25 protein-coding genes are annotated in these 25,206 nt (G+C 64.2%); 13 read left to right on the top strand and 12 right to left on the bottom strand.

The window, feature by feature from the left end:
* Positions 1-18: 18 nt before the first annotated feature.
* On the bottom strand, positions 19-1,236 hold the full coding sequence (locus tag XH93_RS33765) for an NAD(P)/FAD-dependent oxidoreductase (RefSeq protein WP_194470790.1): 1,218 nt from the start codon (positions 1,234-1,236) through the stop codon (positions 19-21).
* Positions 1,237-1,404: 168 nt separating this feature from the next.
* Between XH93_RS33765 and XH93_RS33760 the strand changes: the two genes are divergently transcribed.
* From XH93_RS33760 to XH93_RS33750, 3 genes are all read left to right on the top strand, one after another.
* Entirely contained in the window at positions 1,405-2,382 is a 978-nt protein-coding gene (locus tag XH93_RS33760) for an amidohydrolase family protein (RefSeq protein ID WP_194470789.1), read from the top strand.
* A gap of 55 nt (positions 2,383-2,437) precedes the next feature.
* The gene (locus tag XH93_RS33755) at positions 2,438-2,872 is read left to right on the top strand and encodes a hypothetical protein (protein ID WP_210340416.1); all 435 of its coding nucleotides are present in this window, start codon (positions 2,438-2,440) and stop codon (positions 2,870-2,872) included.
* A gap of 180 nt (positions 2,873-3,052) precedes the next feature.
* Positions 3,053-4,015 (top strand): tripartite tricarboxylate transporter substrate binding protein, encoded by a 963-nt coding sequence (locus tag XH93_RS33750; RefSeq protein WP_194470787.1) that lies wholly within the window; start codon positions 3,053-3,055, stop codon positions 4,013-4,015.
* A gap of 1 nt (position 4,016) precedes the next feature.
* Here XH93_RS33750 and XH93_RS33745 read toward each other — a convergent pair whose 3' ends face one another.
* Positions 4,017-4,931, bottom strand: coding sequence for a MaoC/PaaZ C-terminal domain-containing protein (locus tag XH93_RS33745; protein ID WP_246799366.1), 915 nt, complete (start codon positions 4,929-4,931; stop codon positions 4,017-4,019).
* Between the two features lie 139 nt (positions 4,932-5,070).
* Between XH93_RS33745 and XH93_RS33740 the strand changes: the two genes are divergently transcribed.
* The gene (locus tag XH93_RS33740) at positions 5,071-5,973 is read left to right on the top strand and encodes an SDR family oxidoreductase (protein ID WP_194470785.1); all 903 of its coding nucleotides are present in this window, start codon (positions 5,071-5,073) and stop codon (positions 5,971-5,973) included.
* 49 nt (positions 5,974-6,022) lie between these two features.
* Here XH93_RS33740 and XH93_RS33735 read toward each other — a convergent pair whose 3' ends face one another.
* Entirely contained in the window at positions 6,023-6,547 is a 525-nt protein-coding gene (locus tag XH93_RS33735; protein WP_139485236.1) for a MarR family winged helix-turn-helix transcriptional regulator, read from the bottom strand.
* Between the two features lie 212 nt (positions 6,548-6,759).
* Between XH93_RS33735 and XH93_RS33730 the strand changes: the two genes are divergently transcribed.
* The 3 genes from XH93_RS33730 to XH93_RS33720 all read left to right on the top strand — a co-directional run bounded on the left by XH93_RS33730 (position 6,760) and on the right by XH93_RS33720 (position 10,240).
* Positions 6,760-7,641: an SDR family oxidoreductase gene (locus tag XH93_RS33730; protein ID WP_194470784.1), complete on the top strand. Its 882-nt coding sequence runs from the start codon at positions 6,760-6,762 to the stop codon at positions 7,639-7,641.
* 46 nt (positions 7,642-7,687) lie between these two features.
* Positions 7,688-8,488 carry an enoyl-CoA hydratase/isomerase family protein gene (locus XH93_RS33725; RefSeq protein ID WP_194470783.1) on the top strand — a complete coding sequence of 267 codons (801 nt, stop codon included), beginning with the start codon at positions 7,688-7,690 and terminating at the stop codon, positions 8,486-8,488.
* Between the two features lie 126 nt (positions 8,489-8,614).
* Complete coding sequence (locus XH93_RS33720) at positions 8,615-10,240, top strand: AMP-binding protein (RefSeq protein WP_194470782.1); 1,626 nt, start codon at positions 8,615-8,617, stop codon at positions 10,238-10,240.
* Position 10,241: 1 nt separating this feature from the next.
* Here the strand turns inward: XH93_RS33720 and XH93_RS33715 are convergent, their stop codons facing one another.
* A complete protein-coding gene (locus tag XH93_RS33715) occupies positions 10,242-11,099 on the bottom strand; it encodes an enoyl-CoA hydratase/isomerase family protein (RefSeq protein WP_194470781.1) in 858 nt (285 codons plus the stop codon).
* An 82-nt stretch (positions 11,100-11,181) separates the two neighbouring features.
* Between XH93_RS33715 and XH93_RS33710 the strand changes: the two genes are divergently transcribed.
* A complete protein-coding gene (locus XH93_RS33710) occupies positions 11,182-12,057 on the top strand; it encodes an SDR family oxidoreductase (RefSeq protein ID WP_194470780.1) in 876 nt (291 codons plus the stop codon).
* An 11-nt stretch (positions 12,058-12,068) separates the two neighbouring features.
* Here the strand turns inward: XH93_RS33710 and XH93_RS33705 are convergent, their stop codons facing one another.
* Positions 12,069-13,082, bottom strand: a complete 1,014-nt coding sequence (locus tag XH93_RS33705; protein WP_194470779.1) for an NADP-dependent oxidoreductase — start codon at positions 13,080-13,082, stop codon at positions 12,069-12,071.
* 126 nt (positions 13,083-13,208) lie between these two features.
* On the opposite strand from XH93_RS33705, the gene XH93_RS33700 reads away from it, so the two are divergent.
* From XH93_RS33700 to XH93_RS33690, 3 genes are read left to right on the top strand one after another with little or no spacing between them, the layout of a single operon-like run.
* The gene (locus XH93_RS33700) at positions 13,209-13,661 is read left to right on the top strand and encodes a MaoC family dehydratase (protein ID WP_139485248.1); all 453 of its coding nucleotides are present in this window, start codon (positions 13,209-13,211) and stop codon (positions 13,659-13,661) included.
* Positions 13,658-14,536 carry a CoA ester lyase gene (locus XH93_RS33695; RefSeq protein WP_194470778.1) on the top strand — a complete coding sequence of 293 codons (879 nt, stop codon included), beginning with the start codon at positions 13,658-13,660 and terminating at the stop codon, positions 14,534-14,536. The genes XH93_RS33700 and XH93_RS33695 overlap by 4 nt, the downstream gene beginning before the upstream one ends.
* Positions 14,529-15,713 (top strand): acyl-CoA dehydrogenase family protein, encoded by a 1,185-nt coding sequence (locus XH93_RS33690; protein WP_194470777.1) that lies wholly within the window; start codon positions 14,529-14,531, stop codon positions 15,711-15,713. The genes XH93_RS33695 and XH93_RS33690 overlap by 8 nt, the downstream gene beginning before the upstream one ends.
* A 34-nt stretch (positions 15,714-15,747) precedes the next feature.
* Here the strand turns inward: XH93_RS33690 and XH93_RS33685 are convergent, their stop codons facing one another.
* From XH93_RS33685 to XH93_RS33665, 5 genes are all read right to left on the bottom strand, one after another.
* Positions 15,748-16,893, bottom strand: a complete 1,146-nt coding sequence (locus XH93_RS33685; protein ID WP_194470776.1) for an acyl-CoA dehydrogenase family protein — start codon at positions 16,891-16,893, stop codon at positions 15,748-15,750.
* A gap of 23 nt (positions 16,894-16,916) precedes the next feature.
* Entirely contained in the window at positions 16,917-17,846 is a 930-nt protein-coding gene (locus tag XH93_RS33680; RefSeq protein WP_194470775.1) for a 3-keto-5-aminohexanoate cleavage protein, read from the bottom strand.
* Between the two features lie 11 nt (positions 17,847-17,857).
* A complete protein-coding gene (locus XH93_RS33675; protein ID WP_194470774.1) occupies positions 17,858-18,652 on the bottom strand; it encodes an enoyl-CoA hydratase-related protein in 795 nt (264 codons plus the stop codon).
* Between the two features lie 18 nt (positions 18,653-18,670).
* Positions 18,671-19,429 carry an SDR family oxidoreductase gene (locus tag XH93_RS33670; RefSeq protein ID WP_194470773.1) on the bottom strand — a complete coding sequence of 253 codons (759 nt, stop codon included), beginning with the start codon at positions 19,427-19,429 and terminating at the stop codon, positions 18,671-18,673.
* Positions 19,430-19,498: 69 nt separating this feature from the next.
* Positions 19,499-20,680 (bottom strand): acyl-CoA dehydrogenase family protein, encoded by a 1,182-nt coding sequence (locus XH93_RS33665; protein WP_194470772.1) that lies wholly within the window; start codon positions 20,678-20,680, stop codon positions 19,499-19,501.
* A 124-nt stretch (positions 20,681-20,804) separates the two neighbouring features.
* Here XH93_RS33665 and XH93_RS33660 point away from each other — a divergent pair, with 124 nt between their 5' ends.
* On the top strand, positions 20,805-22,103 hold the full coding sequence (locus tag XH93_RS33660; RefSeq protein WP_194470771.1) for an enoyl-CoA hydratase-related protein: 1,299 nt from the start codon (positions 20,805-20,807) through the stop codon (positions 22,101-22,103).
* A gap of 22 nt (positions 22,104-22,125) precedes the next feature.
* On the top strand, positions 22,126-23,316 hold the full coding sequence (locus XH93_RS33655) for a CaiB/BaiF CoA-transferase family protein (protein ID WP_194470770.1): 1,191 nt from the start codon (positions 22,126-22,128) through the stop codon (positions 23,314-23,316).
* A gap of 307 nt (positions 23,317-23,623) precedes the next feature.
* Here the strand turns inward: XH93_RS33655 and XH93_RS33650 are convergent, their stop codons facing one another.
* Positions 23,624-24,010, bottom strand: a complete 387-nt coding sequence (locus tag XH93_RS33650; protein WP_194470769.1) for a Zn-ribbon domain-containing OB-fold protein — start codon at positions 24,008-24,010, stop codon at positions 23,624-23,626.
* Positions 24,010-25,158: a thiolase domain-containing protein gene (locus XH93_RS33645; protein ID WP_194470768.1), complete on the bottom strand. Its 1,149-nt coding sequence runs from the start codon at positions 25,156-25,158 to the stop codon at positions 24,010-24,012. The genes XH93_RS33650 and XH93_RS33645 overlap by 1 nt, the downstream gene beginning before the upstream one ends.
* Positions 25,159-25,206 lie beyond the last annotated feature (48 nt).

The following is a 25,206-nucleotide window of genomic DNA, read 5'->3' as shown; positions in this document are numbered from 1 at the left end:
ATCCCTCCCTCGAATTGGTCATGGTGCCCTCAACGCGGTGCGCAAGTCGTAATCCGGTGATTCCAGATCAGCGCGCTGTGGCTTTGCATTGGCCGCAATGATCCGCCGCAGCATGGCCATGTCCTTGGCGGCATTCACGGAGAGCGCGCCGACAAGCTCAGTGCCGCGCATGGCAATGATCGAAAACCGGCCGCTGTCCGGATCGCCGCGCGCAATGTGTTCGGCGTCGCGCATGTCGCCGGCGACCTGGATGTTCAGGTCGTATTGATCGGTCCAGAACCACGGCGGGTCGCTGTAGTCCCGCGTCTCGCCGATCATGTTGGCGGCGACCGCGATCGCCTGGTTCAGGGCATTCGCCCAGGTCTCGACACGGATCGCACGGCCGTGGCAGCGGCTCCATTGCAAGGCGGCATCGCCGGCGCAGAAGATGCCGGGAGCCGCGGTGCGGCCGCAGGCGTCCACCGCGATGCCGTCGGCGGCGGGCAGACCGAGCCGGCCGGCGAGGTCGCTTGAAGGGCAGACGCCGATACCGATCAGCACCAGATCGGCTGCGATCTCCGCGCCATTGCTGAGCGTCACGGAGTGCGAGGAGCTTCCCGTCACCGTCGCGCCGAAGACGAACGTGACGCCGTGATTGCGGTGCCTGTCGGCAACGAGGTCGCTGATCACGATGGGGAATGCGCGCGCCAGCAGCCGCGCTTCATTCTCGATTACCGTGACATGGCAGCCGCCCTTGGCGGCTGCGCAAGCCGCCTCCAGGCCGATGACGCCGCCGCCGACGATCACGATGCGCGATCGCGCCTGGATATGGCGGCGGAAACGGAGCGCGTCCTCGACGTTGCGCAGATACTGAACCTCGAGTTGCGTGTCGTCGAGCGCGGGCAGCCGTCGCGGCCGCGTGCCGGTCGCAAGCAGAAGGGCGTCAAACGGAAAGCGGCGGCCGTCCGCTGTGGACACGATGCGGCGATCGGCATCGCCATCGATCGCAGCAGAGCCGGTCTGGATTCGGATATCCAGCCCCTCGTTCCAGTCTCCGGTCCGCTTGATGTAGGCGACAGGCACGTCAGCGGACTGTAGCATGGCCTTGGACAGCTGCGGCCGCTCGTAAGGAGGGTGCTGCTCGTCGCCGATCATCGTGATCGAACCCTTGAAGCCGCGCGCCCGCAGCGCTTCGGCGGCGCGCGCTCCGGCCTGACCGGCTCCCGCGATCACGATGTCGTTGATCGTTCGCGCCACGCTCGTTTCGTCCCCTGATCGCAAGGTTGGTTAGATAGTGCACTAGCATACGAATAATGGATTGCATAGAAAATAAAAACAGTCCAACCTGCTTGTAAGTAGACAAGCTCCCCTTGCGGGAGCTTGTCGGCGCCGAGTGCGGCGCAAAAAATCCGCCGAGGAGACGACGTGGTCGAAGCGATCGACACCCATACCCATTTCGTTCCGCAGCACATTTCGGCGGAACCAGGTCGCAACCCGCTTTGGCCTTCGGTCGAGCTCCGGGATGCATCGGCGGCCGTCGTGGTCGGCGGCAAGGTGTTTCGCGTGATCGACCACCGAAGCTGGGACGCCCATCGCCGGCTCGATGATATGGCGGCCGACGACGTCGATGTGCAGGTCGTCTCGCCGATGCCGGAATTGCTGTCACATTGGTTTCCATCCGGCGACGCGGACGCACTGTGTCGTCATGTCAATGCGGGAATCGCTGCCCTTTGCGCAGAACATCCGCGGCATTTCATCGGGATCGGCATGGTTCCGATGCAGGATGTCGCGCTCGCGGCGCGGCGCATGGAAGAAATCAAGTCGCTCGGTCTGCGCGGCATCGAGATCGGCACGCATATCAACGGCATGCCGCTCGGCGATGCGCGCCTCAACGAGGTCTATGCCGCGGCGGAGCAGGCAGGTTTGATGGTGATGATCCATCCGTTGCACCCGCTCGGGCTGGAGCGGATGGGCGGCCGTCCGGAGCTTGCGGCAGTGGCGGCATTCCCGCTGGAGACGGCGTTTGCCGCGATGTCGCTGATGACGAGCGGAGTGCTGGAGCGGTTTCCAAAATTGCGGGTCCTGCTCAGCCATGGCGGCGGTGCGTTGTCCTGGCTGCTGCCACGGCTATGTCACGCCTATGGCAGGGGGCCGCCGCTGCGGAGCCTGTTTCCGAGAGACCCGACAGATGCCGTGCGATCCTTTTACTACGACACGATCCTCTACGATGGGCCAGCGTTGCGCTATTTGGCCGACAAGGTCGGGACGGATCGCCTCGTCGCGGGCTCCGACTATCCGTTCACGATCAAGCAGGACAAGCCCGCGCAGTTTGCCGAGAACGCCTTGTCGATTGGGCGTGCAGCACTGTCGGCCAATGCCGCGCGGCTGCTCGCGCTCGGGTAGGGAGGAGAATTTGGCCCGCTGTTATTCCTATCGGCAGTTCTGCTCACTTGGTCCCTTGCCGCCGCGCACGCCGGCACGGCCGGATCCGCAGGTGCCGAAAGACACCAAGCTTGGTCCATGCGCGCACGGCAAGATCGGCGCGTTCTACTTCTATGCCGATGGTTCGACGGACGATCCCGCCTTCGGCTTCTGCGACATCGAGCTATCGGTGCAGCGGGTGACCGAGAACACAATGCGGCTCGAACTCTACTGCATTGCTGACGGCTATCAGAGCGCGCGAGGCGTAGGCGCCCGGCATCCATTGAAGCTCGCGGTGCTTGCCGGAGAGACGGTGTTGGGCACCGCGAGCTGGCATTTTCCGGACGTGATCTGCGGCCATGCCGATCCCATGCATTTTGCGGCCGACATTCGGCTCGACGACGGGCTCTTCGCGAAGCTCGATCGCGTCGAACTGAGCCGCACCAGCGGCGAATCGGAGCCGTGCGGATAGCCCGTCGTGTGGGGCAGCAAGGTCAGCTTCGGCATGGTACGGCAACAAACCGGACAGCTGTCCTGTAAACAGACGTTCTTATCAATCGTAAGATAGAGTACGATTGGAACAAAGCGGGACTGCGGCTCGAGGCTGAGCCGCGCATGGAAACGTCAAGCGCTTCAGGCTGAAGGAGAATTCATGCGGCTTCGTGTTGCGATCGTGATGTGGCTGATCGCCGTTTTGATCGGCACATCCGCGTCGGCGGAAGTCTATCCATCGCGGCGCATCAATCTGATCGTGCCGTTCCCTGCGGGCAGCGCCACCGATGCCGTGACGCGGCGTCTTGCGGAGAGCATTCGCACCGAGACCGGGGCGACCGTGCTGGTCGAGAACAAGCCGGGTGCCGACGGCAATCTGGCGGCACTCGCCGTTCTGAAGGCGGATGCCGACGGCTACACGGTGTTCGTGACCACGAACTCGACGCAGTCAGCCAATGTCAGCCTGTTCAACACGATGCCCTACAACCCCGCGACCGACTTTGCGCCTGTGGCAGGGATCATGACCATTCCGATGATGCTGGTCGTCAAGCCGGAGTTTCCGGCCAAGACCGTTGCCGAATTCATCGCGCTGGCGAAGTCGCGGCAGAAGCCGCTGTCATTCGGAAGCGGCAACACGTCGAGCCGGGGTGCTGCGGAATTGTTTCGCGCCCGGGCCGGGATCGAGATGCAGCATGTGCCGTACCGTGGGATGCCGCAAGCGCTGACCGACGTGCTGGCGGGCGAGATCGATTGCGTGTTCGCCGATCCGGCCAGCGCGCAGGGGCTGATCCAGGACGGCCGGTTGCGCATCCTTGCCGTGACGAGCAGCGAGCGGCTGGCAGGGATGCCCGACATCCCGACCCTGGCGCAAGCGGGCTTGTCCGGCGCTGAGCTGGCGGCCTGGGTCGGCGTGTTCGTCCGAACCGGAACGCCTTCCGACATCATAGCTAAGCTCAGCCAGACCGTGCTGGCCTTCGTCAACAACAAGGAGACCGCGGGCTATCTGCAGTCCGTGGGCGCCAAGCCGTTCCCAGCGGGGCCCGATGCGCTACAGGCTTTCGAGGAGGCTGACACGCGGCGCTGGGCAGAGATCGTCGCGATCGCCAAGATTGAGAAAAAGTAGCTCAATCTCGCAACACGGCCGTTCCCCGATCGAGCACGACGACGTCGCGTTCGATCACCCGTGAGCGGAAACGGACCTGGCCGTCGTCAGCGAAAAATTCCGTCCTGATCGTCTCACCCGGGAACACCGGACGGCTGAAGCGCGCCGACAGCGAGACAAGACGTCTGGCTGCGCCATCGGCGAACGTGCCGAGAACGGCGCGCGTTGCCACGCCGAGCGTGCACAGACCATGCAGGATCGGCCGCTCGAAGCCGGCCTTGGCCGCGGCATCGGGATCGGCGTGGATCGGATTGTAGTCACCGCTCAGCCGATAGATCAGCGCGCTCTGCGGCAGCGTCGCGATATCCCTGGTCAGCGTAGGGGGCCGTTCGGAAATCGCCGTCGGCTCGGCAGGAACATCGCCGAACCCGCCACAGCCGCCGTCGCCGCGCAGGAAGAGCACGCTGCGCACCGTCGCCAACCTTGCGCCGGTGCTCGCGTCGGCGAGCGTCTTGACGAGGTGAAGGATCGCGCCCTTGCCGGCGCCCTTATCCGCCACAGCCGCGATCTGATAGCTGGCTCTCAAGGTGCCTTCGGGCGGGATCGGATGGTGGATTTCAAAGCTCTGCTCGCCGTGCAGCAGCCTGAGCCAGTCGATGCCGAGCTCGGGCCGTTTCGCCCAGAAGCCCGGATGGGCAAGCACGCAACAGATCGACGGCACGGCACGGAGATTTGCTTCGTAAACGAAGTCGAGCTGCGCCGGATCCAGGGGATCGGACCCATAACCGAGGCCCAGCGCATAAAGCATCGTATCGCGGCGGGTGTAATTCTGCGTGACAGGCTCGAAGCGAAGATTTCTGACGGCTTCAAGATTCAAGGCGTCCTCCCATACCTGCCGGCGCGACTGAGCATCGCGCCGCTGCAAAGGCAGTTGCAATGATGTCATGTCATATAATACAGTAGTGTACGAAATAGAAGCAGGCTAGCTCCACTAATGCGCTTCGAGGGCGCGACCTGGCACCTGTTCGGTGACGTCATGAGCGGCGCTGCGAAGAACTGAAAGAGGGAGACGACGAATGGGACGACTATGTGCCGGACGGGTCGCGATCGTGACGGGCGGCGGCCGGGGACTCGGGCGGGAATATGCGCTGATGCTGGCGGAGCAGGGCGCCAAGGTCGTCGTCAACGATCTCGGCAGCACCGCGGCGGGTGAGGGCGCCGATCTTTCGCCCGCCCGGCAGGTCGTCGATGACATCAGGCGCGCCGGCGGCGAGGCCATCGTCAACGGCAACGACGTCAGCGACTGGGCGGGCGCCAAGGCGCTGATCGACGCCGCGGTCAACAGCTTCGGCCGGCTCGACGTGCTCATCAACAACGCCGGCATCCTGCGCGACCGCATGATGGTCAATATGAGCGAGGCGGAGTGGGACGCCGTGATCAAGGTGCATCTGAAAGGCACCTTCGCGCCGTCGCATCATGCCGCGCAGTACTGGCGCCAGCAATCCAAGACGCAGGGCAAGCCGGTGAGCGCCCGCCTGATCAACACCTCGTCGGCCTCCGGGATATTCGGCAATGTTGGCCAAAGCAACTACGGAGCCGCCAAGGCGGGCATCGCCGCGTTCACGATCATCAGCGCGATGGAGCTTCGGCAGTACGGCATCACGGTGAACGCGATCGCCCCCCGCGCGCAGACCCGGATGACCGAGGGATTGCGCGAGCGGACCGAGGAGGAGATCAAGCGGCGGAATCCGCGCTGGGTCGCCCCGATCGTGATCTGGCTCGCGAGCGAACAGTCCGCCGAAGTAACCGGTCGCGTGTTCGAAGCGGGGGACGGAATCCTGAAGGTTGCCGAAGGCTGGCATGCCGGCCCAGGCATCGATCCCGTCGAGGATCCGAACGAACTCGGCCCCCGGGTCCTGGAGATGGTGCGCAGAGCACGTCCAAACGCCGACATCTGGGGACGCGACATCGCTTCATAACGATCTGCGAAACTCCTCCCGGAGTGCACTCGGGGCGGGCGGATAGGCCCTAAGCCGCCGCCCGCTTCTTCTTCCGGGTCTTGGCAGGCTGGGCCTCTTCCTCTTCGTCGTTCGCGCCACTGGGGGTCTCACCGTCGGACATGGCGATGAGATTGTGCTTCATGGCAAGCAGCGCCTCGGATGCCGCCTCGAGCTGCTTGCGGTCGATGCCGTTGACGATTTTGGCGTTGAACTTGTCGGTTTCCTTCCGCAGCTTCTCAAGGAAACCGCGCGCCTGCTTGGTAACATAGACGCGCTTGACGCGCCGATCGACCGGATCGGCCTGGCGGAGCACGAAGCCGGACGCCTCGAGCCGGTCAATCAGGGCGCCGACGGCGACCTTGCCGACATCGAGCTCGTTGGCGAGCTGGGTCTGGGGCAGGCCGTCCTTGCGCGAGATGAAGGCCAGCACCCACCATTGCGAGCGGGTGATGCCGAGCGGCGCTAGCGCGCGGTCGAACATCATCCTCCTGAGCCGCGACACGTCGTGGATGAGATATCCGAGCCGGAGATCCCAATCGGGCTGTTCAACCATTGATATTTCCCTTCCAGGCCGAGTCGGGCCGCCGGTTCACTAATACCATACACCAGCGTATTTTAAAGGGAAGGCCGTGGGAATGGGCAGAAAAGCTTCGAATCAGGTGCCAGCGGCGGATTTACAAAAGAAGTACGCTAGTGTATTAATATCGCCGATGGCGGCCAGGCGAAGCTGCCGCAGAGGATCAGCCACAGGGAAGGAGCCACCCCATGTTCGACGCTGCGGTGCTCAAGGGAAAGCGCATCCTGATTACCGGCGGCGGGACCGGGCTCGGCAAGGAGATGGCGGTCGGCTTCGCCGGCCATGGCGCCCACGTCTATATCTGCGGGCGACGCAAGGAGGTGCTCGAGCAGGCTGCGCAGGATATCCGCGCGCGGTCAAAAGGACAGGCGTCCGCGCTGCTCGCCAATGTACGCGACCCCGACAGCATCGAAGCGATGATGGAGAGCATCTGGGCGGAGGGGCCGCTCACCGGTCTCGTCAACAACGCCGGCGCGAATTTTCTGGCGCCGACCGAAAGCCTGTCGCCGCGCGGCTATGAGGCGGTTCGCTCGACGGTGATGGACGGCTCGTTCTACGCCTCGCTCGCCTGCGGCAAGCGCTGGATCGCCGCCGGCCTGCCGGGCGTCATCATCAGCAATCTCGTCACCTGGGTGTGGACCGGATCGGCCTATGTGGTGCCGGCGGCGATGGCGAAGGCGGCCGTGCACGCCATGACCATGTCGCTCGCAGTCGAATGGGGCCCGAAGAACATCCGCGTCAATGCCATCGCACCGGGGCCGTTCCCGACCGAAGGCGCCTGGGACAAGCTCAATCCGCTGGCCGAGACCGGCGTCGGCGCGACCCAGGCCGACGAGGTGCCGTTGCGGCGCTTCGGCAAGATGGACGAGCTGCGCAATCTCCTGATCTTCCTGATGTCGGACGGCTGCAGCTACATCACCGGCGACACGATCAGCATCGATGGCGGTCACCATCTGGCGGCGCCGAGCACCCTTGCCGGGCTTTCCAAGCTCTCACCCGCCGACTGGCAGCGGGCGCGCGAGGCCATCCAGGCATCAGTGCAGAAAGAGAAGCAGGCGCGATCGATCTGAGCGTCGGCCAACCGACGTTCCGCAAACGCCTTAGAAGGGAGAGCCGATGGGACTGGGGATTGCGACCAAGAGTTTCCAATGCACCATCGAGGGTGGTCTGGCGCATATTGTGCTGGATCAGCCCACCCGCGGCAATCCGATCGACGGCGATTTCTGTCGCGAGTTCGCGCTTGGCATCGCCGAGCTGAGCGAGCGCGCGGACGTTCGCGCGGTGCTGCTCTCGGCGCGCGGACGGCTGTTCAGCGTCGGTGGCGACCTGATGTCGCTGGCCAAGCAGGGCGACGCCCTGCCGGGAACGATCAAGGCCTGGACCGCCGACATTCATGTCGCGATCGCCCGGATGGTGCGCATGCGCGCGCCGGTCGTCGCTGCTGTCCACGGCAATGTCGCGGGCGGAAGCGTGTCGCTGATGGCCGCGGCCGATCTCATCGTGATGGCGGAATCGGCGAAAATCTCCGCGGCATTCTCCAAGATCGGCTTCAGTCCGGACAGCGGATCGACGACCACGGTGACCCGACGGATTGGTGTTGCGCGCGCGAGACGGTTCTTCCTGCTCGGCGAGACGCTCGATGCCGCGACCGCGCTGTCGCTTGGCCTTGTCGACTTCGTCGTTCCGGACGGCGCGGTGCGGGCCGAGGCTGCGCGGATCGCAACGGAGCTCGCCGCCGGGCCGACCGAGGCGTTCGGCGCGATCAAGCGGCTGTTCTCCCAGACCAATGACCGCTCCTTCGAAAGTCAGCTCGAGGAGGAGGCGCAGACGCTGGCCGCGATCTCGCGAACGGCGGATGCGCAGGAGGGCGTCCGCGCCTTCGTCGAGAAACGCAAGCCGATGTTCTCGGGGAAATGACCCGCGACGCTGCCGCAAGCGACGATCTTTTGCATTGGCAGCCAATCATACTCTGCAATAACGTACACACATGAACCAATAACCGGCGGCGAAGCCGGAGTAGACACGACACCGCAGGAGGGAGAAATGACCGTGGCCGCCGCCATACGAGACACGTTCGACGCGAGCTTTCGCGAAGCCGGCTATTGGCTCGACAAGACCGTCGACCAGTTCCTGACGGAGGCTGTCGCGAAAATGCCAGACAAGGTCGCCATCGTCGCGGACCGGGCCGATCGCGACCAGGCGCCGCGTTTCACCTACAGGGAATTGAACGATCTTGCCGATCGCGCCGCGAGCTCGCTGTTGCGGCTCGGCGTCGGGCGCGGCGACGTCGTCACGGTGCAGTTGCCCAACTGGTGGGAGTTCGTGGTCACGGCCTTTGCCTGCAGCAAGATCGGCGCAGTGATGAATCCCGTGATGCCGATCCTGCGCGAGCGCGAGCTGCTCTACATCTTGAATTTCTGCGAGGCGAAGGTCTTCATCGTGCCGAAGAGCTATCGTGGATTCGATTATGCCGCGATGGCGCACGGCATGCGCGCCGAACTGCCGCATCTCAGGCACGTGATCGTCGCCGATGGTGACGGCGAGACCGGCTTCGAGCGCATGCTGCTGTCGTCCGAGGCGCCTAGGCTGCCGTCTGGTTTGCATCCGGATGACATGGCCGTGCTGATGTTCACATCGGGCACCACGGGCGAGCCGAAGGGTGTCATGCACACTTCGAATTCACTGATTGCCTGCTGCAAGGCGTTGTCGGGCCGGTTCGGATTGGATGCCAACGATGTGCTGCTGGTGGCGTCTCCGGTCGGTCACATGACGGGCTATGCCGCCATCGTTCTGCTCTCGGTCTATCTCGGCGGCACGATGATCCTTCAGGACGTCTGGGAGGCCAGGCGCGGCGTCAATTTGATGGCGCGGGAGGGGGTGTCCTACACCGCGGCCTCGACTCCGTTCCTCAGCGACATCTGCGACGCGGTCAAGGCCGGTGCGCCGCAGCCGAAGAGCCTGCGTTCCTTCCTGTGCGGCGGCGCGCCGATCCCGTCGGTCCTGATCGAGCGCGCCGCCGGCGAGCTCGGTCTGACCGTCTGCTCGCTGTGGGGGATGACGGAAGTGCTGTCGGGCACACTCACCGAGCCGGCGCGTGCGGCCGAGAAATCGGCGAGCACGGATGGCCGCGCGCTCGAAGGCATGGAGGTCAGGATCGTTGACGGCGACGGCAGGCCCTTGCCGGCCGGAGAGTCGGGCCGGTTGCTGGTGCGCGGCGCCCAGATGTTCAAGGGCTACTACAAGCGGCCGGAACTGCAGACCTTCGACAGCGAGGGCTGGTTCGATTCCGGCGATCTCGCCTACATGGATGGCGATGGCTACGTCCGGATCTCCGGCCGGGTGAAGGACATCCTGATCCGCGGCGGCGAGAACGTGCCCGTCGTCGAGATCGAGAACCTGCTCTACAAGCATCCTGCCGTTTCCGGCGTGGCGGTGGTCGGATTTCCCGATGCCCGGCTCGGCGAGCGCGGCTGCGCGTTCATCGTTCCCCGCAGCGGAAGCACGATCGATCTGGCGGCAGTGCAGGCCTATCTTGGCGAGGCGAAGATGGCGAAGCAGTTCTGGCCGGAACGCGTGGAGCTCGTCACCGAGCTTCCCCGCACGGCGAGTGGCAAGATCCAGAAATTCAAGCTGCGCGAGATCGCCGTCGGGTTCTCCGACGCGAAATAGCTTACTGATCGTGATAGGTCGGAGACCGTCGTTCGCGAAACGCGGCGACGGCTTCCGCGTGGTCATGCGTCTCCAGCAGGATGACCTGCTGGCGGTCCTCCATCATCAGCGCCGCATCGAGGCTCGGCGCATCGATCAACGTGTTGAGAGCCTGCTTGGTCATGCGCAGGCCCATCGGCGAAACGCGCAGCATGTCTTCGGCGAACGCCATGCCTTTTGCGAGGAGCTCTTCCGCCGGCACAATGTCGCTGACCAGGCCGATCGACTTGGCACGCTCGGCCTTGATGAAGCGCCCCGTGAGCAGGAATTCCGAGGCTACCGACAACCCGACCAGGCGCGGCAGCAGATAGCCCGAGCCCATGTCGCAGCCGCCGACGCCGATCTTGATATAGGCGGCGTTCATACTTGCATCGGGTGCGGCAAAGCGGACGTCGCAGGCGAGCAGGAAGGAGAAGCCGGCGCCGCAGGCTGCGCCGTGGGCGAGGCCAATGATCGGCTGCGGGCAGGATCGCATCAAGCGGATCACGCCGGAATAGTTCTGCTGCATCTTGAGCTGGCGCTGCGGCCGACCTTTGCCGGGCGCGGCGAATGCATCCGAGCCGAGTTCGGCGCCCGCGGAGAACTGAGGCCCGTTACCGCGCAGGATCACGACGCGCGTCGTTGGCCGGTCGTGCAGGGCAGAGAAATAGGCGGTGAGTTCCGTTATCATGTCAGGCGAAACGGCGTTGAGCTCGGCCGGACGGTTCAATGTCAGGATGTCGATCGCGCCCTTCGTTTCGGTCGTGATGGTGTTGGTTTGCGCCACGTCTCGCTCCCATCGTTCATTGTCCTTGGATATAGTAATAAAGTGTACTATCATCGGGCGCAATGCTCGCCGAAGCCTCCTGTGTTCAAAAGGCAGGGGGCAATAACCGGCGTTGAGGAGCTTCAGGGAGCCAGGGATGCCGTATCAATCCGTGTTCAGGCCGGATCTGTTCAAGGACCAGACCATCATCGTGACCGGCGCCGGCAGCGGCATCGGGCGCTGCACCGCGCACGAGCTCGCAGCGCTTGGCGCCAATGTCGCGATCCTCGGGCGGACCATGGAGAAGCTCGTCGAGGTGCAGCGCGAGATCGAAGAGGATGGCGGGCAGGCGATGAGCCATGCCTGCGACATCCGCGATGAGACGATGGTGGTTGGCGCCGTCGATGCCGTGCTGGGGCGCTACGGCCGGATCGACGGGCTGGTCAACAATGCCGGCGGGCAATTTCGCGCGCCGTTGAAGGCGATTTCGACCAAGGGCTTCGAGGCCGTCGTGCGCAACAATCTGACCGGCGGCTTCATTTTCATGCGCGAGGTCTATAACCGCTGGATGGAGGCCAATGGCGGCGCGATCGTGAACATCATCGCCGACATCTGGCACGGCTGGCCCGAATTCGGCCATTCGGCTGCGGCACGCGGCGGCATGCTGACCCTCACCGAGACGGCCGCCTGCGAATGGTCGGCATCGGGCGTGCGCGTGAACGCGGTGGCCCCCGGCGGCATCGTCTCCAGCGGCTTCGATACCTACACACCGGAGATGCAGAAGAAGCTGCACGATTTCACCGAGCGCGTGCCGCTGCAGCGGTTCGGCACCGAGGCCGAGATTTCGGCCGCCATTGCCTATCTGCTGTCGCCGGCGGCGGCCTACATCACCGGCTCGTGTCTTCGTGTCGACGGCGGAACGCCCAACGCGCGCACCACCTGGAAGCTCGAGCCGCACAGCCGCAGCGTGCCGTTCGAGGGTTTTCATCGCGTGAAGCTGCCGGAGGTGATGAAACGCAAGGCCAGCGCATAGCCCAGCCGCGTTCAGTCGACTTCGATGATCAGCTTGCCGTGGTTCTCGCCGCGGTAGAGTTTTGCGATCGCGCCGGGAGCGTGCTCCAGACCCGGTAGAACCTCCTCGTCGTGAACGATTTTGCCAGCCAACGCGAACTCGGCGAGCCGCGCCGCGGCTGCTTCGAACTCGGCGAGATGATCGAAGATGATGAAGCCCGACCAGCGCAGGCGGCGGGTGAGAATTTCGCGCTCGGGACGCGGGCCGGTGGGCGCGGGGGTCCATGACGCGTTCGCGGCCGTGCCGCACTGGATCACCCGTCCGCGTAAGCGCATGGTGCGAATGGCCGCGTCGGCGATCGCGCCGCCGGTATTATCGAAGAAGATGTCGTTGCCGTCAGGGCAGGCCGATCGGATCGCGGCGCCGAGATCGACCACTTCGCGATAGTTGATCATGTCCGCGTAGCCGTAGCGCGCTTTCGCGAACGCGGCTTTCTCGGCGGAACCGGTCAATCCGACCGCACGGCAGCCCGCGATCCGTGCCAACTGGCCGACAAAGCTCCCGACGCTGCCTGCCGCGGTCGACACCAGCACATGCTCGCCGGGCTTGGGATCGCCGAGGCCGTGAAAGGCGAGGTAGGCGGTGATGCCATTCATGCCGAGCACGCTGAGATTGGCGCTGAGCGGCAGGCTGGACGGCACGACGCGGCGCAGCACCGCGTCTGGCGTCGCAACGCAATAGCGCTGCCAGCCGAACCATCCGTAGACGTGCTCGCCGGTGCGATAGTCCGGGACATTGCTCTCGATGACCTCGCCAACCGCGAGCGCGCGCATCGGGGTGTCGAGCGGCACCGGGGCGCTGTAGTTCCCTTCATCATTGGCCCATCCGCGCTGCGCCGGATCAACCGACAGATAGCGGTTCTGGATCAGGAGCTCGCCCTTGCCGGGGGCAGCCACCGGCCCCGTGAAAAGCGAGAAATGTTCCGGCTGCGGGATGCCGCGCGGCCGGGCGGTCAGCCGGACCTGTCGATTTTCGCGAACGGACATGAGCGTTCCTCATAATTAGTACGCTTGTGTACGATATGACTATACGGTAGAAAACCGGCGGGAGACAAGGAAATCCGGGCGGCGTCGCCGCCGGCAACCCTGCAAGACAGCACAAGAGGCAACGACATGGCGGGGCTCTATTTCGAGCAGTTTTCGGTCGGACAAACCTTTGTCCATGAGATCCGGCGTACGGTGACCGATATGGACAATATCCTGTTCTCGTCGCTGACCTACAATCCGGCGGCGGTGCATATCGATCACGACTATGCCAAGGGCACCGAGTTCGGAAAGCCCTTGATGAATTCGATCTTCACCCTCGGGCTCATCATCGGGTTGTCGGTGCAGGACACGACGCTGGGAACCACGGTCGGCAACCTTGGCATGGAGGACACGCGATTCCCGAAGCCGGTGTTTGCAGGGGACACGCTGCGCGCCGAGACCAAGGTCGTCGCCGTGCGCGAGAGCAAGTCGCGGCCGACGCAGGGCATCGTGACCTTCGAGCATCGCGGCTTCAACCAGCGCGACGAGGAAGTGGTGTACTGCCGCCGGAACGGCTTGATGATGCGGAGGCCGGCATGAAACTGCGCTCGCTCCTCTTCGTACCCGCCGACAGCGAACGCAAATTCGCCAAGGCGGACGGCATCGGCGCCGATGCCTTGATCCTCGATCTCGAGGATTCGGTAGCACCGAGCCGGAAGGCCTTTGCGCGCGACGCGGTCAAGAATTTGCTGGGCGGTCCGAGGAACTGGTCGTTCCTGGTGCGGATCAATCCGTTCGGCACCGGGTTGACACTGGAGGACCTTGCAGCCGTGGTCCGTCCCGGCCTCGACGGCATCCTGATTCCCAAGGTCAACGGCATCGAGGATGTCGATCTGGTCTCGCATTATGTCGACGCGCTCGAGGTCGCGAACGGAGTTCCGCCTGGTCATGTCAAGCTGCTGACGGTCGCGACCGAGACGCCGGCGGCGATGATCGGCTTCAGCGGCTATTCGCGCAAGAACAGGCGCCTGGTGGCGCTGACCTGGGGCGGCGAGGATTTGAGCGCGGCGCTCGGCGCGCTGACGCCGCGCGAAGCCGACGGGAGCTGGACCTTCCCCTATCAGGTCGCGCGCGCGCAGTGCCTGTTTGCAGCGGGGGCCGCCGATGCTGCGGCGCTCGAAACCCTGTATGTCGACTTCAGGGATCAGCAGGGCTTGGCGGAAAGCTGCAGGATCGCCCGCCGCGACGGCTTTGTCGGCCGCATTGCGATCCACCCGGATCAGGTCGCGACGATCAACACCTGCTTCACGCCGTCGGATGACGATCTGGCGCACGCACGGCGCGTCGTCGCCGCATTCGCGGCCGCGCCCGATGTCGGCACCGTCGGCATCGACGGCAAGATGTACGACATTCCGCATCTGGTCGCCGCGAAACGAACCTTGGCGTCGGTCGGGGAGGGCAGTTCGAATGGATAGATCCTTTGCCAATCAGCTCGACGTGCCCGAAGATCACGCTGCCATTCGCGAGGGTGTCCGGGCCGTCGTCTCGCGCTTCGATGACGAGTATTGGCTGGCGCGCGACGAGGATGGCGAATTCCCGCGCGAATTCCACCGCGCCATGGCGGATGCCGGCTGGCTCGGCATCACGATGCCCGAGGAATATGGCGGCTCCGGTCTGGGCGTGACCGAAGCCGCGATCATGATGCACGAGGTGGCGAGCCATGGTGGCGGCATGACCTCGGCTTCGGCCGTGCACATCAACCTGTTCGGGCCGCATCCGATCGTGGTGAAGGGCACGGACGACCAGAAGCGGCGCTGGGTGCCACGGCTGGTGTCCGGTGAGGACCAATGTTGCTTCGGCTTCACCGAGCCGGATGCCGGGCTCAACACCACGCGCATCAAGACCTTTGCCGAGAAAGTCCCGGGCGGCTATCTGGTGTACGGCCAGAAGGTATGGACCTCGACCGCGCAGGTCGCCAACAAGATCATGCTGCTGACGCGGACGACGAAGTACGAGGATTGCAAGCGGCCGACCGACGGCATCACGATCTTCTACACCGACCTCGACCGCTCCAAGATCGAGGTGCGCCGCATTCCGAAGATGGGACGCAAGGCGGTCGATTCCAACGCCATCTTCATCGACGGCCTGTTCATTCCGGAAGCCGACCGGATCGGTGAGGAAGGCAAGGGTTTTTCCTACATCCTGCACAGCCTCAACCCCGAGCGTATCCTGATCGCGGTCGAGGCCATCGGGATCGGGCAGGATGCGCTGCGCCGGGCGACGCGCTACGCCCGGGAACGCGTGGTGTTCGACCGTCCGATCGGGCAGAACCAGGCGATCCAGCATCCGCTGGCGGAGAAGTGGATGTATCTGGAGTCGGCGTGGCTGATGGCGATGCGCGCGGCCTGGCTCTACGACTCGGACAAGCCGTGTGGTGCCGAAGCCAACAGTGCCAAACTGCTGGGCGCGCGCGCCGGCCACGATGCGGCCTGGCAGGCCATCATGACCCACGGCGGTTTCGGCTATGCCAAGGAGTATCACGTCGAGCGGCTGTTTCGCGAGGTCTCGATCACGCGCCTGGCGCCGATCACCGAGCAGCTCATCCTGAGCTTCATCGCCGAGAAGGTGCTGGATCTGCCGAAGAGCTACTGACCGCAAAAGGCGCGGGGCGCGATCGCGGCCCGCGTCAGAGGTTGCGCGCGATCAGCTCGCGCATGATCTCCGATGTGCCGCCATAGATGCGCAGCACGCGTGCGTCGGCAAACAGCCGGCAGATCTCGTATTCGCGCATGAATCCATAGCCGCCGAAGAACTGCAGGCACTGGTCGACGAGACGCCCATGCATCTCGGTGGTCCAGAGTTTTGCTGTCGATGCGGCGTAGGTGGTGAGCTCACCGCGGATGTGTTGCGCCAGGCATTGGTCGACATAGGCCCAGCCGACCTGAAGGTCCGATTTCAGATCGGCGAGCTTGAAGCGGGTGTTCTGGAACGTGCCGACGGCCTGGCCGAACGCCTTGCGCTCCAGGACGTAAGCCTTGGTGATGTCGAATGCCTTCTGCGCCGACGCGATCGAGTGGAGGGCGATCGTCAGCCGCTCCTGCGGCAGCTCGCTCATCAGCGCCGCCATGGCCCCGCCTTCCGAGCCCAGCAGGTTGCTGACGGGAACGCGGACCTGGTCGAAGAACAGCTCCGACGTATCGGAGGAGAGGTGGCCGAGCTTGTCGAGATTGCGGCCGTGCCGGAAGCCGGCGCGGTCGGTCTCGACCAGGATCAGGCTCATGCCGCGCGACCCGCCATCGGGATTGGTGCGGGTGACGGCGATGACGAGATCGCACATCTGGCCGTTCGAAATGAAGGTCTTCTGGCCGGAGATGACGTAGTCGTCGCCGTCGCGGACAGCGCGGGTTCGAATGCCCTGCAGATCGCTGCCGCTGCCGGGCTCGGTCATCGCGATCGCGCACACGGTCTCGCCGGCGACCATGCGCGGCAGCCACTTCTTCTTCTGCTCCTCGGTGCCGTAGCTCAGGAGGTAGCCGCAGCAGACGTCATTATGGACCGAGAAATCGGTCGCGGGACCCGCGAAGCCGGAATAGGCGAGCTCCTCGATGACGACGGCGTTGTGGCGAAAATCGCCGCCGATCCCGCCATATTGCTCGGGCACCTGCGGGCACAGCAGGCCGGCCTCGCCGGCCGCCGGCCACAGCGCGCGGTCGATGATCCCCGCTTTCTCCCATTCCTGGAAGCGGGGAGCGATCTTGGCCGCGGCGAAGCGGCGGACGCTGTCGCGCAGCAGGGCGTGCTCTTCGTCGTAGACCGGGCGATTTGGCAGCATGTCCGTCGAACCGTCTGTTGGAGCTAGAAGGCGACCGTGTCGCCGCCCTTGAGCTGGAGAATGTCGCGTGCCTCGTCGGGGCTTGCGATCTCGAGCCCAAGGCCTTCGATGATCTTGCGCACCTGCGTCACTTGCGCCGCGTTGGTCTCGGCGAGGCGGCCGGCGCCGATCCACAGACTGTCCTCGAGACCGACCCTGACATGGCCCCCCATCGATGCGGCCATTGCCGCGACCTGCATCTGGGCGCGGCCGGCGCCGAGCACGGACCAGCGGTAGTTGTCACCGAACAGGCGATCGGCCGTCCGCTTCATGTGCATGACATCGTCCGGATGCGAGCCGATGCCGCCGAGCAGGCCGAAGCAGGTCTGGATGAACAGCGGCGCCTTCACCAGTCCCTCGGTCCAGAAATAGTGCAGATTATAGAGATGGCTGGTGTCGTAGCATTCGAACTCGTAGCGCGCGCCGGTGCCGTTCAGCGTCTCCAGCGCGTAGCGGATATCCTTGAACGAGTTGCGGAAGACGAGATCGTGGGAACCTTCCAGCATCTGCGGCTCCCAGTCGTGCTTGAACGACTTGTAGCGCTTCAGCATCGGGAACAGGCCGAAATTCATCGAGCCCATGTTGAGGCTCGCGACTTCCGGCTTCCAGGTCGCCGCCGGACGGACGCGTTCTTCCACGGTCATATAGGGCGAGCCGCCGGTGGTCAGATTGACGACGACGTTGGAGCTTTGCTTGATGACGCGAAGGAAGGGCTCGAATGCCTCCGGGGATTGATCCGGCCGTCCATCGGCCGGATTTCGCGCGTGCAGATGCACGATGGCGGCCCCCGCCGCCGCGGCGCCGAGCGCGGACTCAGCGATCTCGACCGCCGTCACCGGCAGATGCGGCGACATCGACGGCGTATGAATCGATCCCGTGACCGCGCAGGAGATGATGACCTTCTGAGGCGCCATGATGGGGCCGCTCAGCGCACGAATTTGTGGAAGTCCGGGTCGCGCTTCTCGTTGAACGCGGCAACGCCTTCCTTCGATTCCGCCGTGTCATAGAACAGCTTGACGGCATGGAGCGCAAAATTGCTGATGCCGCGGATGTTGTCGGAATCGGCGTTGAAGGATCGCTTGGCCAGCGCGATCGCGGTCGGCGAGCGCTGCGCGAGCTTGTCGGTCCAGTCCTTTACGGCCGCATCGAGCTGCGCCATCGGGACGACCTTGTTGACGAGCCCCATCTCGCGCGCCTGCTCGGCGGTGTAGCGTTCATTGAGGAACCAGATCTCGCGCGCCTTCTTGTCGCCGACGTGGCGCGCCAGGAACGCGGTGCCCCAGCCGGCATCGACCGAGCCGACCTTGGGGCCGACCTGACCGAACTGCGCATGTTCAGCGGCGATCGTCAGGTCGCAGAGCGTCGCAAGCACGTTGCCGCCGCCAATCGCAAAGCCGTTGACCCGGGCGATCACCGGCTTCGGGACGTCGCGGATCAGGCCCTGGATCTCATCGATCGGAAGTCCGACCACGCCGCGGCCGTCATACTGCCCCTCATGCGCCGATTGATCGCCCCCGGTGCAGAAAGCCTTTTCACCGGCGCCGGTCAGCACGATGCTGGCGACGTTGCGATCGTTTCCGGCGAGCTGGAAAGCCCAGATGAGCTCGTCCAGCGTGCGCGCGCGGAATGCGTTGTAGACCTTCGGCCGATTGATGATGATCCAGGCGGCGCGGTCGCGCACTTCATAGATGACGTCGGTGAATTGCTTCGGGTCGGTCATGGCGTTTCCTTCCGCTGATCAGATCATGTTCATTCCGCCGGAGACGGAAATGGTTTGTCCGGTGATGAATTTGCCGTCGTCGGAGGCGAGCATCGCGACGATTCCGCCGTAATCATCCGGCTCGCCCATCCGCTTGAGCGGAATGCCGCGCACCATCGCATCCTTCCATTTGACGGCATGCTCGCCTTCGCCGAGCACTGCCGCCATCATCGGCGTGTTGGTCGGGCCGGGGCAGACGGCATTGAGCAGGACGTTCTTGCGCGCCAGTTCCCGCGCCAGCGACTTGGTGAAGGAGATCAGGCCGCCCTTGCAGGCCGAATAGACCGCTTCGTCGCTGGTGCCGACGCGCGCGGCGTCGGAGGCGATATTGACGATGCGGCCACCGCCGCGCTCGGCCATCAATGGCGCGATCGCCTTGTGGGTGTTGAGGGGCCCGTAGAGATTGATCCGGATGATCTTGTCCCAGAGCTCCTTGTCGGTCTTCAGGAACGGCATTGGACGGTCCCAGCCGGCGTTGTTGACCAGCAGCCAGATCGGGCCGAGCTCGGCCTCGACCTTGGCGACGGCGGCCTCGACCGAGGCGGCATCGCCCACATCGACCGCATAGGTCTTGATGACGGCCTGCGGCGCGAGCTTGGCGGTCTCTTCGCCGCCTTGCGGATTGATGTCGAAGATTGCGACCTTGCAGCCTTCTTCCGCCAGCCGCAGCGTCAATCCTCGTCCGATGCCCTGTCCGCCGCCGGTGACGACGGAAACCTTTCCAGATAGGCCCTTCAACGCTGATCTCCCTTGTCGTTTGTCGTTCTGTCGCTTCGCCGCCGGTCTTCGATGCTCAAAAGACGAGAGCTATGTGGCTGACCCGTTCTTCTGAATATCGAAGCCGCGCTGTGAATACATCTGCCGGGCGATGATCGTCTTCATGATCTCGATCGAGCCGCCGGCGATCTTCACCACCCGCGCGTCGGCATAGGCCCGCGCGATCGGGTACTCCCACATATAGCCCCAGCCGCCGAATAGTTGCAGGCATTCGTCGACGGTTTCGCAGTGCAGCTCGGAGGTGAACATCTTGGCCATGGCGGCGTCGACGGGATCGAGCTTGCCCTCCATGAAGAGGGCAATGCATTTGTCGGTGAACACGCGCGCCACGGCCGCCTTGGTCTTTAGCTCGGCGAGCTTGAACTGGGTGTTCTGGAAATCGGCGAGCTTCTGGCCGAAGGCGCTGCGCTCGGCGGTATATTGCAGCGTCCAGTCGATCACGGTCTCCGTGACCGTGGCCGAGCGAATCGCCTGCGCAAGGCGTTCCTGCGCCAGCTTGGTCATCATCTGCGCAAAGCCCCGGCCTTCCGCGCCCAGCATGTTGCTGGCGGGAATCCGTACATTGTCGAAGAACAGCTCGGACGTATCCTGCGCCCGCATGCCGAGCTTTTCGAGGTTGCGGCCGCGCTTGAAGCCCGGCCGGTTGCTCTCGACGATGAACAGGGTGACGCCCTTGGCACCGGCCTGGCTGTCGGTCTTGGTCGCCAGCACGATGAAATCGCAGAGCTGGCCGTTGGAGATGAACACCTTCTGGCCGTTGATGACGAATTCGTCGCCGTCGCGCACGGCCTTGGTGCGGATCGCCTTGAGGTCGCTGCCGGCATGCGGTTCCGTCATGCCGAGCGAGCCGATCGCTTCGCCCGACACCATCTTCGGCAGCCATTTGCGCTTCTGCGCCTCGGTGCCGAAAGAGAGCAGATAGGTGGCGACGAGGTCGGTGTGAATGAGAAAGCCCGGGCCGCTCGCGCCGGCCCGCCAGAGTTCCTCGAATACGACGACGTCGAACAGGTAATCGAGGCCCATGCCGCCATATTCCTCGGGCACGGTGCAGCAGAGCAGGCCGGCGGCGCCGGCCTTCAGCCACAGCTCGCGGGGGACGATGCCGTCTTCCTCCCACTGCGCGTGGAACGGCACGATCTCGCGGTCGACGAAGCGTCGGACCGTCTGCCGGAAAATTTCATGCTCTTCGCGAAAGATCGTGCGCTCGATCATTGTCAAAACGCGTCCCGTCTGATTTAGTTTGCTAGTGTACAGTATTCGGATTGGGTATACAACCCGAAACGGGGTAAGCGCAAGCACGATCGTACACCAATGAACTGTAATCAGGGAGGGAAGGATGCCGATCGGACCGGAGCTGAAGCAGTTTCGCATGGAGCAGTCGGGAAACGGCATCCTGCACCTGATCTTCGATATGCCCGGCCGTTCGATGAACGTGTTCTCGAATGCGGCGATCGAGGAGCTCGGCGTTTTTGCAGACTGGCTCGGGCAGAGTGATGTGGCGGGCGTCGTTATCAGCTCCGGAAAATCATCGGCGTTCTGTGCCGGCGCCGATCTGGCCGAGTTGGAGACCGCTTACGACATGATCATGGCGGCGCCGCCGGGCGAGCGAGACCGTCTTGCCTTCGACCATTTCTTCCGGCTGAGCCACGGACTGCGCAGGCTCGAGACGGCAGGCAAGCCCATTGCGGTCGCGGTCGCGGGCCTGGCGCTGGGAGGCGGCTGTGAGTTCGCGCTTGCCGCCCATCACAGGGTGCTCGCCGACCAGCCGCATGCCACATTCGGCTTGCCGGAGTCGCTGGTCGGATTGCTGCCGGGCGGTGGCGGAACCCAACGGCTGCCCCGCTTGGTCGGTATCGACGCGGCGCTGCCGGTGTTGCTCGATGGTGCGCGGATCAGCGGGCAAGCCGCCGTTGCAGCGGGCCTTGCGCATGAACTGGTCGCGCCGGGCGACGAGATTGCGGCCGCCGAACGGTGGGTCCTGTCGCGTCCTGCTCCCACCCAGCCTTGGGATCGACCGGATTGGCGTCCGGCTGCCGCGCAACGCGTCGCAGGCGAGGTCGATGCATGCCGGACCAAAATGCTCGCCGACACCCTCGGACACTATCCGGCGCCGTCAGCCATTCTTGATTGTGTCGCGCAGGGATTACCGCAGGATTTCGATACGGCGATCCGGACCGAGATGCAGATTTTTGCAAAACTGATTCAGCGGCGGGAGCCGCGCAACATGATCAGGACGCTGTTTCTCGGCAGGCTCGACTACGAGCGGCTGAAGAAGAAGGGGCTTGATCCCAGGATCACGCAAGCCGTCGGCGCGGTCTCGCATGCGCTGCGTGCGCAAGCAGGATCAGGACAGGAACTTGACGAGGCTTTTGCGCGAGCCGGCTTTCGTGGCGACGGACAGCGCAAGGCGAGCTTTGACGGCCGGATCACCGCCGGCGTCTATTGGCATGACGACGAGCCGAAAACCTGGGGCAAGGAATTGCTGCGCGCGCGGCTCGCCGATGCGGAAGCTGCGGCAGCGACCTGGCGTCCGGAGCTTGATGAGTCGGAGCGGCGCGCCGCCGACTACGTCCTGGTCACGCAACAAGGCTTTCCGGCGTATCTCGGCGGCTTGTTTGCCGCCGGGCTGAATTGATCGCGGTTAGGGAGAGACTGTCGTGTCAAGACCGCTCGATGGCATCAAGGTTCTCGATCTCTCAAAGGTTCTGGCCGGCCCGCTCTGCGCCCAATATCTCGGCGACCTCGGTGCCGAGGTCATCAAGGTCGAGGCGGTGGGGCAGGGTGACGAGACGCGGGGGTGGCCACCGTTTCCTGCGCCCGGCCTCGGCACCGTGTTCCTGAGCGCTAATCGCAACAAACGCAGCATTGCGATCAACATGAAGTCGGACCAGGGGCGAAAGCTCGTGCACGAGCTGGCGAAATCAGCCGACGTTGCCATCGAGAGCTTTGGCACGGGTGTTGCCGAGCGGCTGGGCATCGATGCCGCGACCCTTTGCGCACTCAACAGCCGGCTGGTCCATTGCAGCATCTCCGGATTCGGCCGGACCGGACCGCTCAAGAACTCGCCTGGCTACGACGTCATCCTGCAGGCCTTCGGCGGCATCATGTCGATGACCGGCGACGACGGCGGCGGCTACATCCGCAGCCCGATCTCGCCGATCGACCAGATGACCGGCGTACATGCCTTCAGCGGCATTCTGGCCAGCCTGCTCGCGCGGGAGAAGTCGGGCAGGGGCGGGGCGATCCAGGTGTCTTTGTTCGACACGGCGCTGGGATTGCTCGGCTACAATCTGCAGACCTATTGGCAACGCGGGACGCAGCCGGCCAAATGCGGCTCCAGCCACGAGTCGCTTTGTCCTTATCAGGCGTTCGAAGCCGCCGACGGACCGATCATGATCGGCGTCGCCAACGACAATCTCTGGCGCAAGTTCTGCGCGATTGCGGGGCTGAACGCGATCGTCGACGACCCGAAGTTCCGGACCAACGCGGAGCGGGTCAGGCACCGTGCCGAAACGCTGCAGCACGTCCAGGCAATTATCGCGACGCGGACGGTTGCGGACTGGAACGAGGCGCTGAACGCGGTCGGCATTCCCTGCTCGCCGATCAACACGCTCGCGCAGCTGCTGGATCACCCGCACACCAAGGCGGACAAGCTGATCATGCAATATGAGCATCCGGCTGCCGGCCGCTTGAACTGCGTCGGCCATCCCGTGACGTTCGTCGGCGCGGAGCGCGACCCGGGCCTGCCGCCGCCGATGCTCGGGCAGCATACCGATGACGTATTGAGGGAGATGGGGTTTTCAACGGAGAGCATCGCCGAATTGCGTCGCGACGAAGTCATCAGCTGATCGGGATGCAGCGCCTTCCACAATCGTCTCCGCGAGCGACGGCGTCAGTTAATGTGCCCTCTCCCCTTGTGGGAGAGGGCCACGAGAACGGAGTCACAGACTCATTCGGGTGAGGGGTTGCCTCCGCAAGGACAGTGCCGCATGGCGAGATACCCCTCATCCGGCGCTACGCGCCACCTTCTCCCACAAGGGGAGAAGGTACTTTCTAGAGCATGATCCGGAAAAGTGCGAAGCGGTTTTCCGAAAAGATCATGCTCAAAACAAAGAGCTAAAGCGCGATGATGATTCGATCCAATCTCATCGCGCTTTAGGCCAGCGTGAAAAACGGCAGCGGTGCGCCGCTTGTCGGCTTCCACACCAGCTTAACCTTTTGCCCGATCTTCAATTTCTCCAGATCGCAGTCGACGATGTTGGTCTGCAGCGACGGACCTTCCTGCAGCGTCACATACGCGATCGCGTACGGTCCGGTCGGCGATTTCCGCATCAGGCTGAACGTGTAGATCGTGGCCTCGCCCGAGCTCTCCTCCCATACGGTCCGATCAGAGAAGCAGAACGGGCAGATCGAACGCGGGAAATAGTGCGCTTCGCCGCAGGCGGTGCAGCGCTTGATCAAGAGCTTGCCGGCCTTGGCGGCTTCCCAGAATGGCGCCGTCTCGGGATTTGTCACGGGCGCCGGATATGTCTTCTCGCTCATCACACGCGCTCCAGAATGGCGGTCGAGGCGGCGTGGCGGACGCCCAGCAATCCGCCGGTGCCGTGGGCGATGGCGAGATCACAGTTCTTGACCTGCACCTTCGGGTGCGCCTCGCCGCGCAACTGCCGCACCGCCTCGATGATCTTGGTCATGCCGCCACGGTTGACGGGATGGTTGCTGCACAGACCGCCGCCATCGGTATTGAACGGCAGCTTGCCGACGCCGGAGATCAGGTTGCCGTCGGCCACGAACTTTCCGCCTTCGCCCTTGTTGCAGAAGCCGAGATCCTCCAGCTGCATCAGCACGGTGATGGTAAAGCTGTCGTAGATCGAGGCGTATTTGATGTCCCCCGGCGTGACGCCGGCTTCCTCGAAGGCGCGGGGGCCAGACCAGACGCCGGCTGAATAGGTGAGGTCGAGATCCTTGCCGCCGTTCGGTCCCTTCATGGCCTCGCCGTGACCGATCAGCCGGACCTGCGGCTTTTTCAGGCTTTTGGCGATCTCCGGAGACGTCACGATCAGCGCGCCGCCGCCGTCAGTGACGACGCAGCAGTCGAGCCGGTGCAGTGGATCGGAGATCATCGGCGAGTTCACGACGTCCTCGACGGTGACGACCTCCTTCAGCAGCGCGTGCGGATTGTATTGCGCATGGTGGGAGGCGGCGACCTTGATCCAGGCCAACTGTTCGGAGGTGGTGCCGTAATCGTGCATGTGGCGCATCGCGCACATGCCGTAGGCGTTGTGGGTGGTAGCGCCGTAGGCCGCCTCGAAATCCGCTTCGGCGCCCGGCGCACGCGGCGGCGTGTGGCTGGTGCGCGGCTTGCCTGCCAGCGTGATCAGCGCGACCGAGCATTTGCCGGCCGCAATCGCTTCGGCCGCGTGGCCGAGCTGGATGATGTAGGAGGAACCGCCGGTATCGGTGCTGTCGATATGACGGACCTTGAGGCCGAGATAGTCGACCATCGGCCAGGTTCCGCCCGGCGCGTTGCCGGACAGAAAATAGCCATCGATGTCGTCCTTGGTCAGCCCGGCGTCCTCGATCGCGCCCTTGGCGACCTCGGCGTGGAGCTGCGCGATCGATTTGTCCGGCGCATGCCGGGTGGGATGCTCATAGATCCCCGCGATGTAGGCTTTGCCCTTGATGCTCAACCTGGCCTCCGCCAACGCTGCTGAATGCATAAAGGCCCGCCGGGACAT

This window comes from Bradyrhizobium sp. CCBAU 51753 (assembly GCF_015291565.1).
In the GTDB taxonomy this organism is placed as follows: Bacteria; Pseudomonadota; Alphaproteobacteria; order Rhizobiales; family Xanthobacteraceae; genus Bradyrhizobium; species Bradyrhizobium ivorense.
Note: the sequence above shows the minus strand (reverse complement) of the source record. Positions and strands in the feature narration are given on the sequence as shown.

Coding starts and splice junctions, on each gene's coding strand:
- XH93_RS33750 (WP_194470787.1), top strand. CDS start 3,053: ATGCGGCTTCGTGTTGCGATCGTGATGTGGCTGATCGCCGTTTTGATC.
- XH93_RS33740 (WP_194470785.1), top strand. CDS start 5,071: ATGGGACGACTATGTGCCGGACGGGTCGCGATCGTGACGGGCGGCGGC.
- XH93_RS33735 (WP_139485236.1), bottom strand. CDS start 6,547: ATGGTTGAACAGCCCGATTGGGATCTCCGGCTCGGATATCTCATCCAC.
- XH93_RS33730 (WP_194470784.1), top strand. CDS start 6,760: ATGTTCGACGCTGCGGTGCTCAAGGGAAAGCGCATCCTGATTACCGGC.
- XH93_RS33725 (WP_194470783.1), top strand. CDS start 7,688: ATGGGACTGGGGATTGCGACCAAGAGTTTCCAATGCACCATCGAGGGT.
- XH93_RS33720 (WP_194470782.1), top strand. CDS start 8,615: ATGACCGTGGCCGCCGCCATACGAGACACGTTCGACGCGAGCTTTCGC.
- XH93_RS33715 (WP_194470781.1), bottom strand. CDS start 11,099: ATGATAGTACACTTTATTACTATATCCAAGGACAATGAACGATGGGAG.
- XH93_RS33710 (WP_194470780.1), top strand. CDS start 11,182: ATGCCGTATCAATCCGTGTTCAGGCCGGATCTGTTCAAGGACCAGACC.
- XH93_RS33705 (WP_194470779.1), bottom strand. CDS start 13,082: ATGTCCGTTCGCGAAAATCGACAGGTCCGGCTGACCGCCCGGCCGCGC.
- XH93_RS33700 (WP_139485248.1), top strand. CDS start 13,209: ATGGCGGGGCTCTATTTCGAGCAGTTTTCGGTCGGACAAACCTTTGTC.
- XH93_RS33695 (WP_194470778.1), top strand. CDS start 13,658: ATGAAACTGCGCTCGCTCCTCTTCGTACCCGCCGACAGCGAACGCAAA.
- XH93_RS33690 (WP_194470777.1), top strand. CDS start 14,529: ATGGATAGATCCTTTGCCAATCAGCTCGACGTGCCCGAAGATCACGCT.
- XH93_RS33685 (WP_194470776.1), bottom strand. CDS start 16,893: ATGCTGCCAAATCGCCCGGTCTACGACGAAGAGCACGCCCTGCTGCGC.
- XH93_RS33680 (WP_194470775.1), bottom strand. CDS start 17,846: ATGGCGCCTCAGAAGGTCATCATCTCCTGCGCGGTCACGGGATCGATT.
- XH93_RS33675 (WP_194470774.1), bottom strand. CDS start 18,652: ATGACCGACCCGAAGCAATTCACCGACGTCATCTATGAAGTGCGCGAC.
- XH93_RS33665 (WP_194470772.1), bottom strand. CDS start 20,680: ATGATCGAGCGCACGATCTTTCGCGAAGAGCATGAAATTTTCCGGCAG.
- XH93_RS33660 (WP_194470771.1), top strand. CDS start 20,805: ATGCCGATCGGACCGGAGCTGAAGCAGTTTCGCATGGAGCAGTCGGGA.
- XH93_RS33650 (WP_194470769.1), bottom strand. CDS start 24,010: ATGAGCGAGAAGACATATCCGGCGCCCGTGACAAATCCCGAGACGGCG.